This window comes from Gibbsiella greigii, assembly GCF_039540155.1.
Classification (GTDB): Bacteria; Pseudomonadota; Gammaproteobacteria; order Enterobacterales; family Enterobacteriaceae; genus Gibbsiella; species Gibbsiella quercinecans.
On record NZ_BAABEM010000021.1, the window covers coordinates 161,431 to 176,466 of the forward strand.

General features: G+C 52.1%; 13 protein-coding genes. 2 read left to right on the plus strand and 11 right to left on the minus strand.

Features of this window, described 5'->3' with window-relative positions; all coding sequences use genetic code 11:
- Window positions 1–137 precede the first annotated feature (137 nt).
- The 3 genes from ygjG to AC559G_RS15110 all read right to left on the minus strand — a co-directional run bounded on the left by ygjG (window position 138) and on the right by AC559G_RS15110 (window position 3,223).
- Complete coding sequence (ygjG, locus tag AC559G_RS15100) at window positions 138–1,556, minus strand: aspartate aminotransferase family protein (protein ID WP_498913081.1); 1,419 nt, start codon at window positions 1,554–1,556, stop codon at window positions 138–140.
- Window positions 1,557–2,224: 668 nt separating this feature from the next.
- Complete coding sequence (locus AC559G_RS15105; protein WP_498913082.1) at window positions 2,225–2,818, minus strand: response regulator transcription factor; 594 nt, start codon at window positions 2,816–2,818, stop codon at window positions 2,225–2,227.
- A gap of 18 nt (window positions 2,819–2,836) precedes the next feature.
- On the minus strand, window positions 2,837–3,223 hold the full coding sequence (locus tag AC559G_RS15110) for a winged helix-turn-helix domain-containing protein (protein ID WP_498913083.1): 387 nt from the start codon (window positions 3,221–3,223) through the stop codon (window positions 2,837–2,839).
- A 636-nt stretch (window positions 3,224–3,859) separates the two neighbouring features.
- On the opposite strand from AC559G_RS15110, the gene AC559G_RS15115 reads away from it, so the two are divergent.
- Window positions 3,860–4,561: a winged helix-turn-helix domain-containing protein gene (locus AC559G_RS15115; protein ID WP_498913084.1), complete on the plus strand. Its 702-nt coding sequence runs from the start codon at window positions 3,860–3,862 to the stop codon at window positions 4,559–4,561.
- Between the two features lie 31 nt (window positions 4,562–4,592).
- Here AC559G_RS15115 and AC559G_RS15120 read toward each other — a convergent pair whose 3' ends face one another.
- The 8 genes from AC559G_RS15120 to purU form a co-directional block, all read right to left on the minus strand.
- Window positions 4,593–5,207: a helix-turn-helix domain-containing protein gene (locus tag AC559G_RS15120; RefSeq protein ID WP_279028654.1), complete on the minus strand. Its 615-nt coding sequence runs from the start codon at window positions 5,205–5,207 to the stop codon at window positions 4,593–4,595.
- A gap of 5 nt (window positions 5,208–5,212) precedes the next feature.
- Window positions 5,213–5,995, minus strand: coding sequence for an IclR family transcriptional regulator (locus tag AC559G_RS15125; RefSeq protein ID WP_498913085.1), 783 nt, complete (start codon window positions 5,993–5,995; stop codon window positions 5,213–5,215).
- 164 nt (window positions 5,996–6,159) lie between these two features.
- Window positions 6,160–6,774: a sarcosine oxidase subunit gamma gene (locus AC559G_RS15130; RefSeq protein WP_498913086.1), complete on the minus strand. Its 615-nt coding sequence runs from the start codon at window positions 6,772–6,774 to the stop codon at window positions 6,160–6,162.
- A 1-nt stretch (window position 6,775) separates the two neighbouring features.
- A complete protein-coding gene (locus tag AC559G_RS15135) occupies window positions 6,776–9,730 on the minus strand; it encodes an aminomethyltransferase family protein (RefSeq protein ID WP_498913087.1) in 2,955 nt (984 codons plus the stop codon).
- Window positions 9,727–10,065 (minus strand): sarcosine oxidase subunit delta, encoded by a 339-nt coding sequence (locus AC559G_RS15140; protein ID WP_498913088.1) that lies wholly within the window; start codon window positions 10,063–10,065, stop codon window positions 9,727–9,729. Before AC559G_RS15140 ends, AC559G_RS15135 begins: the two co-directional genes overlap by 4 nt.
- 12 nt (window positions 10,066–10,077) lie before the next feature.
- Window positions 10,078–11,319, minus strand: coding sequence for a sarcosine oxidase subunit beta family protein (locus AC559G_RS15145; RefSeq protein WP_498913089.1), 1,242 nt, complete (start codon window positions 11,317–11,319; stop codon window positions 10,078–10,080).
- 16 nt (window positions 11,320–11,335) lie between these two features.
- Window positions 11,336–12,256: a bifunctional 5,10-methylenetetrahydrofolate dehydrogenase/5,10-methenyltetrahydrofolate cyclohydrolase gene (folD, locus tag AC559G_RS15150; RefSeq protein WP_498913090.1), complete on the minus strand. Its 921-nt coding sequence runs from the start codon at window positions 12,254–12,256 to the stop codon at window positions 11,336–11,338.
- A complete protein-coding gene (gene purU, locus AC559G_RS15155; RefSeq protein WP_498913091.1) occupies window positions 12,253–13,119 on the minus strand; it encodes a formyltetrahydrofolate deformylase in 867 nt (288 codons plus the stop codon). The genes folD and purU overlap by 4 nt, the downstream gene beginning before the upstream one ends.
- 571 nt (window positions 13,120–13,690) lie before the next feature.
- Here purU and glnT point away from each other — a divergent pair.
- Window positions 13,691–15,025: a glutamine synthetase gene (gene glnT, locus AC559G_RS15160; RefSeq protein ID WP_498913092.1), complete on the plus strand. Its 1,335-nt coding sequence runs from the start codon at window positions 13,691–13,693 to the stop codon at window positions 15,023–15,025.
- Window positions 15,026–15,036: the final 11 nt, after the last annotated feature.

Consider the following 15,036-nt stretch of genomic DNA (forward strand, 5'->3'; position numbering starts at 1 on the left):
GACCGCGGCGCCTTTCACCGATTCCCGCGATAAAAAAAGCCAGTTCGATGATTGAACTGGCTTTTTAAGGCGTATTACCGAAAGTCAGGCGATGACCGACAGTGCTACTCACGCACCATAATGGGACACAGCCTAAATTACAGCATCTCCTCGGTAACAGAAGCCGATGCCTCTTCAACGCCCTTTTCTCGTTGCGCCTGTAGCTTGGCCAACACTTGTTCCACCGTCAACAATACGTGGCTGCATTGCTCACGGGTAATGGTCAGCGGCGGCTCAATGCGCACCGATTTCGCATTGTTCAACGTGCCGGCCACCAATATCCGCTGGCGGAACAGCTCGCTGGCAAAGGCATAGCCGATTTCATTTTCCTGGAACTCGATCGCTTGCAACAGCCCCATGCCGCGGGCCTCTACGATAAGCTCAGGATAATTAGTCGCCAGTTTCTTCAGGCCGTTGAGCAAGAAGGTACCGTTCTCAGCGGCCTTGTCGGGCAATTGATCGCGCAACAGGACGTTCACCGTCGCTAACGCCGCCGCACAGGCCAGCGGATTGCCGCCAAAGGTCGTGGTATGCAGGAACGGGTTTTCAAACAAGACAGAGAACACTTCTTCCGTCGCCACCGTGGCGCCAATAGGCATCACGCCGCCGCCCAACGCTTTTGCAAGACAAAGAATATCCGGCTGAACCCCATAATGCTCGCAGGCAAACATTTTCCCCGTACGCCCCATGCCGGTTTGTACTTCATCCAGAATCAGCAACGCGCCGATCTCGTCACACAGAGCGCGCACTGCCGGCAGATACTGCGCCGGCGGCACAATCACCCCGCCTTCACCCTGAATAGGTTCCAAGATAACCGCAGCGATGCCTTCACCGTTTTTATGGCACTGCTTAACCTTTTTCTTCATTGCTTCGATATCACCAAATGGCACATGGTGGAAACCGGGCAGCAATGGCATAAAAGGTTTACGAAATGCCGGTTTGGCGGTGGCGGAAAGCGATCCCAAAGATTTGCCGTGGAAGGCGCCGTGCGTAGCGATAAAACTGAATTTGCCGCGAGGGGATTGATATGCTTTGGCTAATTTCAGTGCGGCCTCAACCGATTCCGTACCGCTATTACCAAAGAAACTGTATTTCAACTTGCCGGGCGTAATGGCTGCCAGCGTTTTAGCCAACATGGCGCGCAGCGGATCCAGCAGCTCCTGGCTGTGCAAGGGTTGTTTGCTTAACTGCTTCTCAACCGCGGCCAGCACCGTAGGGTTACGGTGACCCACGCTAAAAATGCCATAACCACCCAGGCAATCAAGATATTCGTTGCCTTGCGTATCCAACAGCGTGTTCGGGCTGTTGGCTCGCCACTCGACAGCGCCGTAACTGCCGCCGGTAGTGACGGATTTTCTGTACTCTAAAAACCCAGGGTTAACATAGTCGCGAAAAGCATCGAGCGTTTCTTTATTTAACGCTGCAACATCTTCCGCAGACAGGGTATCACTCATAATCCATTTTAATGCCTGCTGAGAACACTCTAGCGGGTTGAGATGGTTAGGCTGTCTGGACAAAATGCGCTCCTTGTTTGTTGGCACCACATGATGCCAATTTAAGTAAAGCACAAAGCACGCCAGAAAATTATCAAGGTACTAAATAAAAATCTTCAGCTAAAAATCAAGAGCTTTAAAGTATAAAGTAAAATATCCCCCCTGTAGACGAGCAAGAAAAACAACCTATGGGCAGCGCCCTACAGCATAGTGCTGCGCCCCACGATGGGGCTATTCGCCCTATTATTGTGCATTTATGTGGTAGATTGGGTTGCCGCAGGTTGTTGCGCGGAACAAAGAAAACAGGTATTCCAGCTTGCCCAAACAACAAAGCGCAGCACTGTTAGCGAGTGGCCATAAGGCCACGCTGTAGTAAAAAACAAACTGGCTCTAACAACACGCCAGCGCGTCGCCTTTGCCGATACCAGGCTATGTCCCACAATAGGTCGTGGTGCCGTCGTTGCGTCCAAATCCCATCATCAAGGCTGCGGGCGCAAGGCATAGTAGGCCTATATTCAAGCCCGATAACACAGAAGACGGGCTTTGGGGGCATGACCCTCTGGGCTGGGGCCATTGGGCCGCGCTTCTGCGTTGCTCCCCGTTTATTTGGGCCCGCCAAACCGCACGGCTTGCGCCTTGACGCACAGCCCAATGACCGCCAACGGTACTCACGCACTATTGCAGGACACAGCCTAAGCACCATGACAATAATCACTGTTCCAATAGTACCTGGAACAAATCAATATATTGAGCTTGTAAATAATATCATTGCAATAAAACATGGATAATCCATTCATTTTGCTCATAATGCCCAACTTTTTTAACGCATTGATTTTATGCGTCGAAATCGTTTTTACCGAAATATTTAACCGGCGGGAAATCGTGTGTGGTGGATAACCTTTTGCCAATTCGCTGATTACTGCTAACTCCCTGGATGTGAGTGGATATTTTATTATTTTATTCCAATTCACACACCTTTCCAGTGTCGCCAACAACGTCTTTACAGACACCTTTTTTGAGATAAAACCATACGTCGAGTCTGGCAGAAAGCTCATATCAGACATAAATAAAATTCTCACACCTCGAGGTATTTTTTCTATTAACTCGTGCAAATATTCAGGAGTAACCACATCTATAACAACGATATTATTGCGGCCAGTCTCTGGATGATACGATAGGCATCCGTTACTGACATGCTGTGCATATAATTTATATTTGTTGGTATTGATGGCATGTGATAGCCCAAGGATAAAATAAAAATCCTCTGATAAAACATACAGATTCATAGTATTATCCATCATTTATTATTTGGCTGTTTTTTCACAGATGAAATAATATGGCCTGATAAGTTCACTCTTCAATGTATATCCTTTCCCATTAAAGCTTTCTACCCGCATAATGAAATCATGAGGAGCGCCTAACGCTATCAACTTTATTTTTAACTGCTGCATGACTTGCCACAAACGTTGGCTCGATGATTTCAGACCATGCTGATCCCAAACATGGAATAAAATATCGTCGTTGCATACAATCTTTCCATCGGCATTTTTCAAAAGATAAACTAAAAGGCGCATCATGGTATCACGCAGTATATATTCCTGCCCCTTAGATGTAATTGATGATAATTTACGATGATCTAACTCAAAACGAATATCACGGCCTATATAATAACCGGCTAACACTCTTTCCATTAGAAATAGACTCCTGTCTTATTTAAACCTATAGCTAAATTACACTATGGCTATATCCCGCAAGAAATATAACCTTCAAGAACAGCAAAACCAATGCAAATCAATCATCACAAAAAAATCAAAAAAACGCACAACATTAACGACAAACTAAAGGATAAAACACCATAAAAACAAAAAACATCAAAATTATATTTCAAAATAAAAATAAAACATCATAAATCCACTCAAAACAACACACAAAAAACAATAAAAATAAACAATCATATTTACACGCAATATCAGAACTAAACACTGACAACGATGAATATTTACACCGATCGAACAACTCATTACAATCGATGATAAAATGCATTTCCCCAAATAAAAAGCTAAACCGATTTATTAAGGTTTTTTTTTAATTTAAGAATATTAAATTAAAGAAAATACTTTTTAAAATTAACAAGTTAACAAAAAAATACCCATCATTTAACTAATAGATAGTGATGAGAAATACCCTTTCACCCCCCTCTTATCCCATGATCTAAAACATTTCATAAATGAGAGCAAGATCTTTCTTATCATGTAATTTTTTTATGGTAGGATCGCTGTCGACTATTAACTAACCAATCGTACCTACCACCAAAAAAGTAATAAATTATGACTACGAAATTCATTATTAATGACCATGTCATATTCATACCTAATGAAAACAGAATCGCAAGCGAAGATAACCACAGCAAAAACATTTCACTAACAACCCCAGCAAGCCGTTGTCTGCTGTTGTTGCTAGAAAAACAGGCACTAGTTTCACAGAAGGAGCTCTATGAGTTTGCATGGGGAATGAAAAGCCAAGAGGTAACCCCTAATAATCTGTACCAAAACATATCGATACTAAGAAAAGCCTTTAACGCTATATATATAGATGGTAAAAACCTGATAATCACTGTTCCCAAGCAAGGCTTTTATTTCGACAAAACGGCAAAAGTAAGAAAAGTCACGTTTAAGGAAGAGGTAAAACCACTAAAAAGAGGGTTGACAAAAGAAAATTTTAGAAAAAAAACCTTCTTTTTTTCTGTTTTACTGACGGTAGTGATCGCTATAATGCTCATCACTAATAAAGCCATACCCAGCAATACATATGACTCACATTATAATTCCGTAGAAAACATGGCCGGTTGCCAAGAGGACAGAAAACAGAATATTGACATTCCCAATAATGTCAGAGGCCAATACAGCACGCTTTATCCTTATGAATATCATACACAAACATCGAAGGCATCCACACTTTCTTGCCGAAATTCCTTTTTCGTGAACAGTCAGGAACCCGTATTCTATTGTTATAAAAAATATGAACTATAAAAACGCCCGATGCTTTCCTCTTGGCGCCCCTTTATTCTTCATTCTCATCGTAATGAATAATCGAGAGTAAGCGAATCGGTACCTGCAACAGTTTTTCCGGGCCATGGGGAACCGCTCCGTCAAAGGATAAGCTGTCGCCGGGATCCATGTCATAAAAACGTTCACCATGACGATAAATCAGCTTACCTTCCAGCAGGTAGAGAAATTCATGGCCAGGATGGCAAAAATTAGGGAAGACTTCACTGGCATCATCCATCGTGACCAGAAATGGTTCATAACGCTTTTTAGGGCCATGCTGATAGCTAAGAAGATGGTAGGTATGGCCCACTTCAGTACCGGTGCGCACTACCTCCATAGCATCCCCGGCTTTCACCAACTGCGCGCCACGTCCTACCAGATCGTAATCGCTAAACAGCTTGGAAACCGGCAGGCCAATCGCCGCGCAAAGCCGGCTTAAGGTATCCAAACTGGTAGACACCTGTGCATTCTCGACTTTGCTGACCATGCCAGGGCTGATACCGGCGATACGTGCTACGTCGGAAATTTTAAACCCCTGCGACAGGCGTTTTTGCTTAATAGCGCGAGCGATATGTTGCTCCAGGCTTAACCGCGTCGCCTGCTTTTCCGTGGTAATTGGCCTGCTCATGCGGGTTATTCCTGATTATTGGCTCGGTGGCTGTGGCCAAGCTCAAATGAGATAGCCTGAGCGGTGTTCAGCAACGCCTCGCGGATCGCCGTTTTCTGCTGCGCTTCTCCCATAATAGCATCCGGCCCGGAAACATTGATGGCAGCGACGATCTGATTATGGTGGTTTCGCAGGCCAGTGGCGATCGCAGTGGCAAAATCGGAGCGATGCTCAACCCAACCAGTAAGGCGATCCTGCTCAATGGTTTGTTTCAACTCCGGCAAAGTGCGCGGCGCCACCACTGCATACCCATCCAGCCGCGCATGCTGATATAACACATCCAGTTCACTCTCGTTCAATTCGGTCAGCAATACCCGCCCCATTGCGCTGCAATGGCAAGGAATGCGTGTGCCGATCGGCACGTTTACCGACAGCCGCTGCGAAGCAAACGAACGATAGATATAGACCGTATCTTGCCCTTCGCGGATCGCCAAATGGCACGACATCGAAATGCGGTTTCGCAGAGCATTGAGGTGCGGCATGGCGATATCCACCACATCACGGCTAGCCAGATAGCTAAAGCCATTGGAGATAACCTGCGGCCCAAGCTGGTAGGTGTTTTTCGCCACCTTTTCCAGATAGTTCATCTCCGTCAGCGTCGTAATAATACGGTAAATGGCCGAGGTGGTGACCCCAAGCGCGTCGGCGAAATCCTGCACGGTGAGAATGCGCTGCTCGCTGTTAAACATTTCCAGGATTTTCAACCCGCGGAATAAGCCGGGGACGGTGTAATCATTCTCCGATGACATTTCTGCTGCCATATCTGCCTTTGTCCAAAAGAGGTAACTCGCCCAACATCTGAAACGCTGCCGGGCATAATAAGGAGTATTAAAAGGGATACAATGCCAATCAGTTAAGCAAAATCAGGCATAACAATAAAGCGAATAGGTAAATCCCGCGCTACATAGGCAATCTAAAGAATACGCACTGTCTGGCCTGCAAACTCCACCATAGCATCCTGCAGCGCCCCCCAAAAATAGCAAGCAGTCGTGCTATCCATCAGTAACCAGAACCGTGTTTCACCCGACAGGCCGGCGTTAATTACGATCGCGTTGCTGCGCGCCACCGAGGTCTGCGCCACACAGCCCGGCGCAAAGGCGGCGGGGCTTAGGTTGACGCCACACAGCTTGGCCAACACCGCGTGCGCATGTGGCCCGGCCAAGGCCAACCAGGCGTGGGTATCCTGACGCGGCAACAGATAACACGCTTGCTCGCCCAACTGCCAATCGGCCTCTTCCTGGCGCATACGCACGCCGCCATCGGCCAATGCCCCTAGCAGCAGGAATTCGCTGGCGGACAAACGCACCACCAGACTGCCATCATCCTGCCAAAGCGCCTGATTCGGGCGTTCGGGCAAACGATAGCCATGCGCCGCCAGCCAGACGGGCGCCCACCGCCCGCGAAACCCTACCCGACCAACGCGTGAACAATCGGCTAACGTCGTCTGTTCAGCATGCTCAGGGCCCAATAACGGCGGTTCAGGTAGATGATCGAGCGGCATACGCGCAAAAGCCAGTGCAGATATCATGTCACATCTCCTGTCTGTGATTATCTTTATCATAAAATGGCAGGGCAACCACCGTGGCCAGCACATCTGCACCACTTTCAACGCGAATGGTCACGGTTGCCCCTGTTTCGGCATGTTCAGGCGCCGCATAAGCCAGGCCGATAATCGCCTTAAGGGTTGCTGAATATTCGCATGAGGTGACATTGCCGCAGATCTGTCCGTTTCTCAGCACCAGTTGCCCCTCGAGAGGTTGTGGGCTGCCCGTCGGCAGCGTAAATGCCACCAGGCGGCGCACCGGCGGCTGTGCTTCGAGAATATCAATGGCCCGGCGGCCGACAAACCCCGGTTTGCTACGGTTAACCGCCCAGCCTAACCCCACCTCGGCCGGGTGGCTCATGCCGTCGGTATCCTGGCCGATAATCACATGGCCTTTCTCCAGCCGCAGCAGGCGCTGTGCCTCAACGCCAAACGGGCGGATCCCTTGCACCCGCCCCGCGGCCATCAGAGCTTCCCACAGAGCGGCACCATAGCGCGCCGGCACGTGGATCTCATACCCCAACTCACCGACAAACCCCACCCGCAGTACTCGCGCCGGGATGTCGGCGACATGCCCCTGGCGATACGCCAGATAAGGGAAAGCCTCTGCGGTAAGATCGATATCGCTGCACAGCGCTTGCAGCACTGCGCGCGCCTGCGGCCCAGCCAGGTTGATTGCCGCCCAAGCGGCGGTGACATTGGCGATATCCACATCCAACCGCCATTGGGTGTTCCATTTCAACATCTCTTGATAGACACGTGCCACGCCCCCAGTGGTCGCCGTCACGTAAAAATGGTTTTCCGCCAGGCGACAAGCCACACCATCATCAATAATCACCCCCTGCTCGTTGGTCATCACCGCGTAGCGGGTGCGGCCTACCGGCTGTTTGAGAAAGGCAAAAGTATACATACGGTTCATCAGTTCAGCGGCATCCGGCCCACGCAGTTCGATAGCCCCCAAGGTGGAAACATCAATCAGACCAACGTTATTACGCACGTTAAGCGCTTCCTGCTGGATCGTCTCAGCCTTACTGCGCCCTTCCACCGCATAATAACCCGGGCGTAACCAATTACCGGCCGGCATCAGCACGGCCCCCAGCGCCAAATGGTGTTGGTGCAATGGGGTGATACGGTAGGGATCAAAACTGCGCCCGGCCAGGTGCGCCAGTGTTTCACCGCTAAACGGCGGCCGGGCGGTTGTTACCCCGGTTTCGCTGACGCTGCGGTTGGTCGCCTGAGCCACCAGCCGCGCCGTCGGCAGCGCCGAATGACGCCCCTGCGAAGGCCCCATACCGACGGTGGAAAAACGCTTCACCAGTTGTATATCGCGATAACCATGGCGTGTGGCGTTGATGATGTCTTTGATCTGTAGATCTTCATCAAAATCCACAAATTCTTTGCCTTTCGGGTGCGGGAAGATCGGCCAGGGGTAATTACCCGTAAGCGCCCCTTCGCTCTTCGGCGGTTCGGCGGCAGCCAGACCAAGCTGACGCAACGCGTTAAACGCTGCCCGCCGGCCATCGCTGAGCACATCAGTCAGCGCCTGCCAGCCATTAATCGAGCCGGCAGTCACCACCCCGGCAGGCAGTTTGCCGATGGTGAATGTTGCCGTGTCATCATCGTAGTTGAGCTTGCCACCGGCCTGGCACGGCAACTGCCAGGCTGGCATATAACCGGCGGACATGCACAACAAATCGCAGTGAATACGCTCTCCCTGTGCCGCCACTTGTCCTTTGCCGGTAATCGAACGGATCTCTGCCCCGATCACCCGGTGCAGCGAAGCGTCATGCAGTGCTTCATAGACCGTGGCGCCCATGAATTGGCGGATGCCCAACCCGGCCACGCTGGCCGCCAACTGCGCATCCGCCGCCTGGGCGCGCAGATCAACCACCGCCGCCACCTCGACGCCCTGTTCATGCAGTTCCAATGCCGCCAGCCAGCCGTCGTCATTGCCGGTCAGCACCACTGCGCGCCGTCCGGGCCGCACCGCATAGTGGCGCATCAACCGCTGGGCGGCACTGGTCAACATCACGCCGGGCAAATCGTTATTACGGAAGATCACCGGCTGATCGTAAGCCCCTGTCGCCATTACACAGGCCCTGGCTCGGACTTTATACATCCGTTTCCCCTGAACCACCGGCAGGTAGTTATCCTGGAACCAGCCGGTACAGGTAGTCGAAGCCAACACCCGGATCTTGGGGTGTTGGCTAACTTGCTGGCAAAGCTGGTGCAACAATTGCTCCGCGGGTGCCTTGTCGGCAGCGAAACGCGCCCAGGTCAGCGCGCCCCCCAACAACGCAAGCTGCTCGACCAGCAGTACATCGGCCCCGGCCTCGGCAGCGCTGAGTGCAGCTTGCAGCCCTGCAGGCCCGGCCCCGACGACCATGACGTCCGTAAACAGATAAGCCTTATCATAATATTCCGCCGTAGCATGCAGGTTCAGTACCCCCAGCCCGGCCTTACGGCGAATTAGCGGCTCCCAGCGTTTCCACATGCCCTTTGGTTTGTAGAATGCGCGGTAATAAAAACCCACTGGCATAAAGCGCGAAAAGGCACCCAGTTTCATATCACGATCCTGATCCAACGCGCTGTTATAGTTTTGCCCGCTTACCGTCAGGCCGTCGCTGATGGTTTGCATGTCGGCCAAAACATTCGGCTCATCGGGCAGTTGCACCAACGTATTTGCATCCTGGCCGGCCAGGGTGAGAATGCCGCGTGGACGATGGTATTTGAACGAACGTGACAGCAAATAGCGCCCGCCGGCAGCCAAAGCGCTGGCGATCGAATCCCCCTGCAAGCCAACCCAGTGCTGCCCTTCAAAAGTAAACGCTACCGGCCGGGTGCGATCGACCATAACCCCCAACGGCGCAGGCAGGCGGTTTTCAAGCGTGTTAATCGCTACTGCGGGTGCCTTGCCGGCGCCCTGAATCGCCTCGCTCATTCTATTTCCTCTCCATGCGTAGCCGTGGCCGGAATCGCAAATGCTACTGTAAGTACCCCCTCCCGCCCTGGCGGGTGTGGGAAACGTTCGGCTGGATCGTAAGTTCTGATGATTTCGTCGGTAACGGTATTGCGCTCTGCCAGAAACCAATAGCTCGAGGCTGCATGCATCCACCATTCGGTCACGATCCCGGCAGTGTTATCGCTGTAAAACACGTAACCGGCCCATTCACGATCGCTGCAGTTGAGCGGATCCGGCATAGGTTTCAGTTCACCGCCGTAAATAAATTCGCTGATATTTCGCAGCCCGTTTAGCGGGCACGGCATTAATTTCATCACGATCCCCTATTAATGGCTGGCGGCAGTGGCGCCCATCTCATTGACCTGCTGGAAATGGGCAAAACGCTCCAGGCGGAACGGTGCAATAAGCGCCGGAGTTTTCCCGCCGCTGGCCACCATTTCCGCCATGGTCTTACCGCAGATAGGCGTTGCCTTGAAGCCCCAGGTGCCCCACCCGGCATCCAGGTAGTAGTTCTGTACCGGGCTTTCCCCCATGATCGGGCTATAGTCCGGCGTCATATCCGTGATCCCGGCCCACTGCCGCATCAGGCGTGCTTTGGCCAGGAACGGGAACATGTCAATACCGTGGGCGATCAGGCTTTCTTTCAGATCCAGCGTGGAACGGGTGTTATACAGTGGGTAAGGATCGGAGCCACCGCCAAATACCACCTCGCCGCGGCTGGTCTGCTGCACATAGCAATGCAGCGCCGATGAACTGACCAGCGGATCCAAAAACGGTTTCACCGGTTGCGTTACCATTGCCTGCAGTGGGTAACTGACTACCGGCAGCCTGAAGCCGGCCTTTTGCGCCAACAGCGAACTGTGGCCGGCAACCGCCTGCACCGCGCAGCCGCATCCGATGGTGCCGCGGTTGGTTTTCACCGCGCTGATCTTACCGTCGACGATCACCAGTTCCTGCACTTCAGTCAGTTGATGAATCTCCACGCCGCGTTTGGCCGCCGTTTTGGCGTAGCCCCACGCCACCGCATCGTGGCGCGCCGTAGCGCCGTCGATATGCCACAGCCCGGCGATGACGGGCAGATGGCCGGGATCAAGATTCAATGTGGGTACCAACTCTTTGATCTGCTGGCGATCGAGCATTTCCGTGCGGCCGCCAAAATGTTTATTCACCTCGGCACGCTGGCGGAAGGCCCGCACCGCAGCATCGGTGTGTGCCAGCGTCAATTGGCCGCGCTCCGAATACATGATGTTAAAATCAAACTCATTGGATAACCCCTGGAACAGCTTCACCGATTCACTGTAAAACCGTACCCCTTCCGCCGTTAGGTAGTTGGAACGGATCACCGCAGTGTTGCGTGCGGTGTTGCCGCCCGCCAGGTAACCTTTTTCCAGCACGGCCACGTTGGTAATACCGTGGTATTTCGCCAGATAGTAGGCAATCGCCAGCCCGTGGCCGCCGCCGCCGATAATCACCACGTCATAGTGGGCTTTCAGATCGCGCGGCGGTGGGATATCCACCTCGGCGGGGTAGTTGGCGGACAGGCCATATTTCAGCAAGGCAAAAGGCATAGCGTTCGTCTCCCGGTCAGCTTAAAGCAGGCAACAACGCGGCTTGCAGTTGAAGCCGGGTTGCCGTTACGGTGTTTTGCATCAGGCAAGCGATAGTCATTGGCCCCACGCCGCCCGGCACCGGCGTAATCGCCCCCGCCACCCGGCTCGCACTGGCGAAATCCACATCCCCCACCAGCCGGGTGCCGCCCTCCGGTTGCGCCCAGCGGTTAATCCCCACGTCGATCACCACCGCGCCGGGCTTGATCCACTCTGCATCCACCATGTTGGCCCGGCCAACGGCAACCACCAGAATATCGGCCTGGCTAGCCAATTGCCGGACATTGGCGCTACGCGAATGCAACACGGTGACGGAACAATGCGCCTGCAGTAACAGGGCAGCCATCGGTTTGCCGACAATATTGGAGCGCCCAATCACCACTGCATGTTTGCCGCCAAGATCCGGGCACGCTGTCTGCAGCAGCCGCATACAGCCGAGCGGCGTACAAGGCGTGAGCACCTCACGGCCCTGTACCAGCCCACCCACGTTCTCATGGTGAAAACCATCAACATCCTTCAGCGGGCTGATAGCATGGATCACTGCGTGTTCATCGATCTGCGGCGGTAACGGCAGTTGAACCAAAATGCCATTAACCGCCGGTTCCTGGTTCAACCGGGTGATGATCGCCAGCAACTCCGCCTGCGGCAGCGCTGCATTAAAGCGGTATTCATGTGAGGTAATGCCGGCATTTTCCGCCTGGCGGATTTTATTGCGCACATAAACGGCGCTGGCGGGATCGTCCCCCACCAGAATCACCGCCAGCGCGGGCTGAATGCCCTGTTCACGCAGCGCAGTCACCTCTTTGGCTACAGTGTCTAACAGCGCCTGCGCACAGGCTTTGCCATCAATGATTTGCGCACGGGCTTGTGCCGTTTGTGCCGAAGGAACCAGACTCATTTGAAAATCACCGTTTTGTGTTCATCCAGGAAGATACGGCGCTCAATGTGATATTTAACCGCCCTGGAGAGTGCGATAGTTTCGGTATTGCGGCCCACCACCACCAGATCATCCGGACGATAGGTGTGATCCACTCGCTGCACTTCCTGCTCGATGATCGGCCCTTCGTCCAGCTCGGCGGTGACATAATGCGCCGTTGCGCCAATCAGTTTTACCCCGCGGCTATGGGCCTGGTGATAGGGCATTGCGCCTTTGAAGCCGGGCAAGAACGAGTGGTGGATATTAATCGCCCGGCCTTTCAGCCGTTGGCACAAATCATCGGAAAGGATTTGCATATAACGCGCCAACACCACCAGTTCGGTGGCCGTTTCTTCCACTATCTGCAACAGCGCCGCTTCCTGTTGTGCTTTGTTTTCTTTATTTACCGGCAAATAAACAAAGCGGATCCCCTGCCGCTCCGCCATCGGGCGCAAATCCAGATGGTTGGAAACAATAGCGGTAATACGCATATCCAACTCCCCCTTGCCGTGGCGATATAACAAATCGTTCAGGCAGTGATCGAACTTGCTGACCATCAGCAGCACGCGCATCGGTTCAGCAATGTCATGGATTTGCCAGGCCATCTCAAAGCGGTTGGCGACGCTGGAGAAGCCACGGCGCACGCTATCAATATCGCCGTTCACTCCCTCATTAAAACGAAAGCGAGCACGTAAAAAGAAGCGCCCCAGTTGCTCATCATCATATTGTGCCAACTCACTGATATAACATTGGTTATCGCTTAAATACGTAGTGACGGCCGCAATAATGCCGGAGGTGGCGGCACAGGATGCGGTGATGATATAGGAATCCTGATTGGTCTTCATTCAAATCTCCACATACAAATATTCAATTTTATATATGAATATTTATGGCAATTATTTGCCTGTAACAGGCTTGAAATCGTTGCTCTGCAATACGTCTACTTCAAAAAAAATTGCTTGTCGAGATTTTTTGCTTCACACAGGTGAAAATAACCAAATTAATTTATATATAAATAAAAAAACTCATATATAAAATATAAAATCTAATTTACGCTAAATAACCACACTTATTGTTTATTTTTTACATTAAAAATTAAAATTTATTAACAACCACACGGCAACATACGCACCAAAAAAAATCACATTTCGCACTTAATTAGTGCACTGAACGCACTTTGCAGCATTAAAAATAACATTCATATATGAATTAACGTTTTGAGAAATTTCAAGACACTGATTCTCATTAGCAATTTATTTTCCCCGTTTAAATATTAGGCCGTACAGCGATCTTGGCACGCCGCCTGCATTTTACTTTTAAGAAAAAAAAATTCCCTACAGGAATTAAAACATCATCGGCGCAGCCGCACCTGCTTAGGCCGCGCAACATCGCAACCCTGCTGTTGAAGGAGAGATCATGTCCCCTGAAGAAGCTGTGAAATTTCTGCAAGACAATGAGATTCGTTACATCCTGGCGCAGTTCGTCGACATTCATGGCGTAGCAAAAACCAAGTCAGTGCCCGCCGGTTGCCTGATGGACATTGTGGAGAAAGGCGCAGGATTTGCCGGCTTCGCTATTTCAGGGATGGGCATGCAGCCACAGGGGCCGGACTATATGGCACGGGCCGATCTTGCCACGCTGTCGCTGGTACCCTGGCAGCCCGGTTATGCCCGCGTAGCCTGCAGCGGTTATGTCAATAATGCCCCCCACCCTTACGATAGCCGCGTGGTGTTGATCAAGCAGCTCAAGCGCTTGCAGGAGAAACGTTGGACACTGAACAGCGGCCTGGAACCGGAGTTTTCGCTATTCAAACGCGGCGAGCGTGGTGAACTGTTGCCAGCGGACTATAGCGATACGCTTGCCAAACCCTGCTACGACTACAAAGGGTTGTCGCGGGTGCGCGCGTTTCTGGAGCAACTTAGCGAATCGCTGATGGCCGTGGGTTTCGACGTTTACCAAATAGACCATGAAGACGCCAACGGTCAGTTTGAGATCAACTACGCCTACAGCGACGCCCTAACCTCGGCCGATCGCTTCACTTTTGTGCGCATGGCAGCCGGCGAAATCGCCTACGATCTGGGTTTGGTCTGTTCCTTTATGCCCAAACCTTTTGCCGACAAACCCGGCAACGGCATGCACTTCCACCTTTCGATCGCCGACGAGCACGGCCGCAACGTGTTCGGCGACGACAGCGATCCGCAAAATCTGGGGTTATCCCGTACCGCCTATCACTTTATCGGCGGCCTGCTGCACCATGCCAAAGCGCTGTGCGCCTTCGCCGCGCCGACGGTGAACTCCTATAAACGCCTGGTGAGCGGCGGTTCCAACAGCGGCGCCACGTGGGCGCCGGTCTTCATTACTTATGGCGACAATAACCGTTCGGCGATGGTACGAATCCCCTACGGCCGCCTGGAATTCCGCCTGCCAGACACCAGCGCCAACCCTTATCTGGTGCATGCAGCCATCATCGCCGCCGGGCTGGATGGTGTGCAGCGCGAGATCGATCCCGGCAAGGCCTGCAACCTTAACCTTTACCAATTGACCGGCGAACAGTGCCGGGAACAGGGGATCGACAAGCTGCCGGAAAACCTGAAAGAGGCGATTGACGCGCTGGCAGGCGACACCGTACTGCGCGAGGCGCTCGGCAATGAGATTGTCGACGAATTCATCCAGGTTAAACGTCAGGAATGGCATGAATACCACCGTCACGTCAGCGAGTGGGAATCCCGCCGTTACAGCGAAATGTTCTGAACCTTTTATGG

Coding starts and splice junctions, on each gene's coding strand:
- folD (WP_498913090.1), bottom strand. CDS start 12,256: ATGAGTCTGGTTCCTTCGGCACAAACGGCACAAGCCCGTGCGCAAATC.
- AC559G_RS15145 (WP_498913089.1), bottom strand. CDS start 11,319: ATGCCTTTTGCCTTGCTGAAATATGGCCTGTCCGCCAACTACCCCGCC.
- glnT (WP_498913092.1), top strand. CDS start 13,691: ATGTCCCCTGAAGAAGCTGTGAAATTTCTGCAAGACAATGAGATTCGT.
- purU (WP_498913091.1), bottom strand. CDS start 13,119: ATGAAGACCAATCAGGATTCCTATATCATCACCGCATCCTGTGCCGCC.
- AC559G_RS15105 (WP_498913082.1), bottom strand. CDS start 2,818: ATGAATCTGTATGTTTTATCAGAGGATTTTTATTTTATCCTTGGGCTA.
- AC559G_RS15135 (WP_498913087.1), bottom strand. CDS start 9,730: ATGAGCGAGGCGATTCAGGGCGCCGGCAAGGCACCCGCAGTAGCGATT.
- AC559G_RS15110 (WP_498913083.1), bottom strand. CDS start 3,223: ATGGAAAGAGTGTTAGCCGGTTATTATATAGGCCGTGATATTCGTTTT.
- AC559G_RS15120 (WP_279028654.1), bottom strand. CDS start 5,207: ATGAGCAGGCCAATTACCACGGAAAAGCAGGCGACGCGGTTAAGCCTG.
- AC559G_RS15140 (WP_498913088.1), bottom strand. CDS start 10,065: ATGAAATTAATGCCGTGCCCGCTAAACGGGCTGCGAAATATCAGCGAA.
- AC559G_RS15115 (WP_498913084.1), top strand. CDS start 3,860: ATGACTACGAAATTCATTATTAATGACCATGTCATATTCATACCTAAT.
- AC559G_RS15130 (WP_498913086.1), bottom strand. CDS start 6,774: ATGATATCTGCACTGGCTTTTGCGCGTATGCCGCTCGATCATCTACCT.
- AC559G_RS15125 (WP_498913085.1), bottom strand. CDS start 5,995: ATGTCATCGGAGAATGATTACACCGTCCCCGGCTTATTCCGCGGGTTG.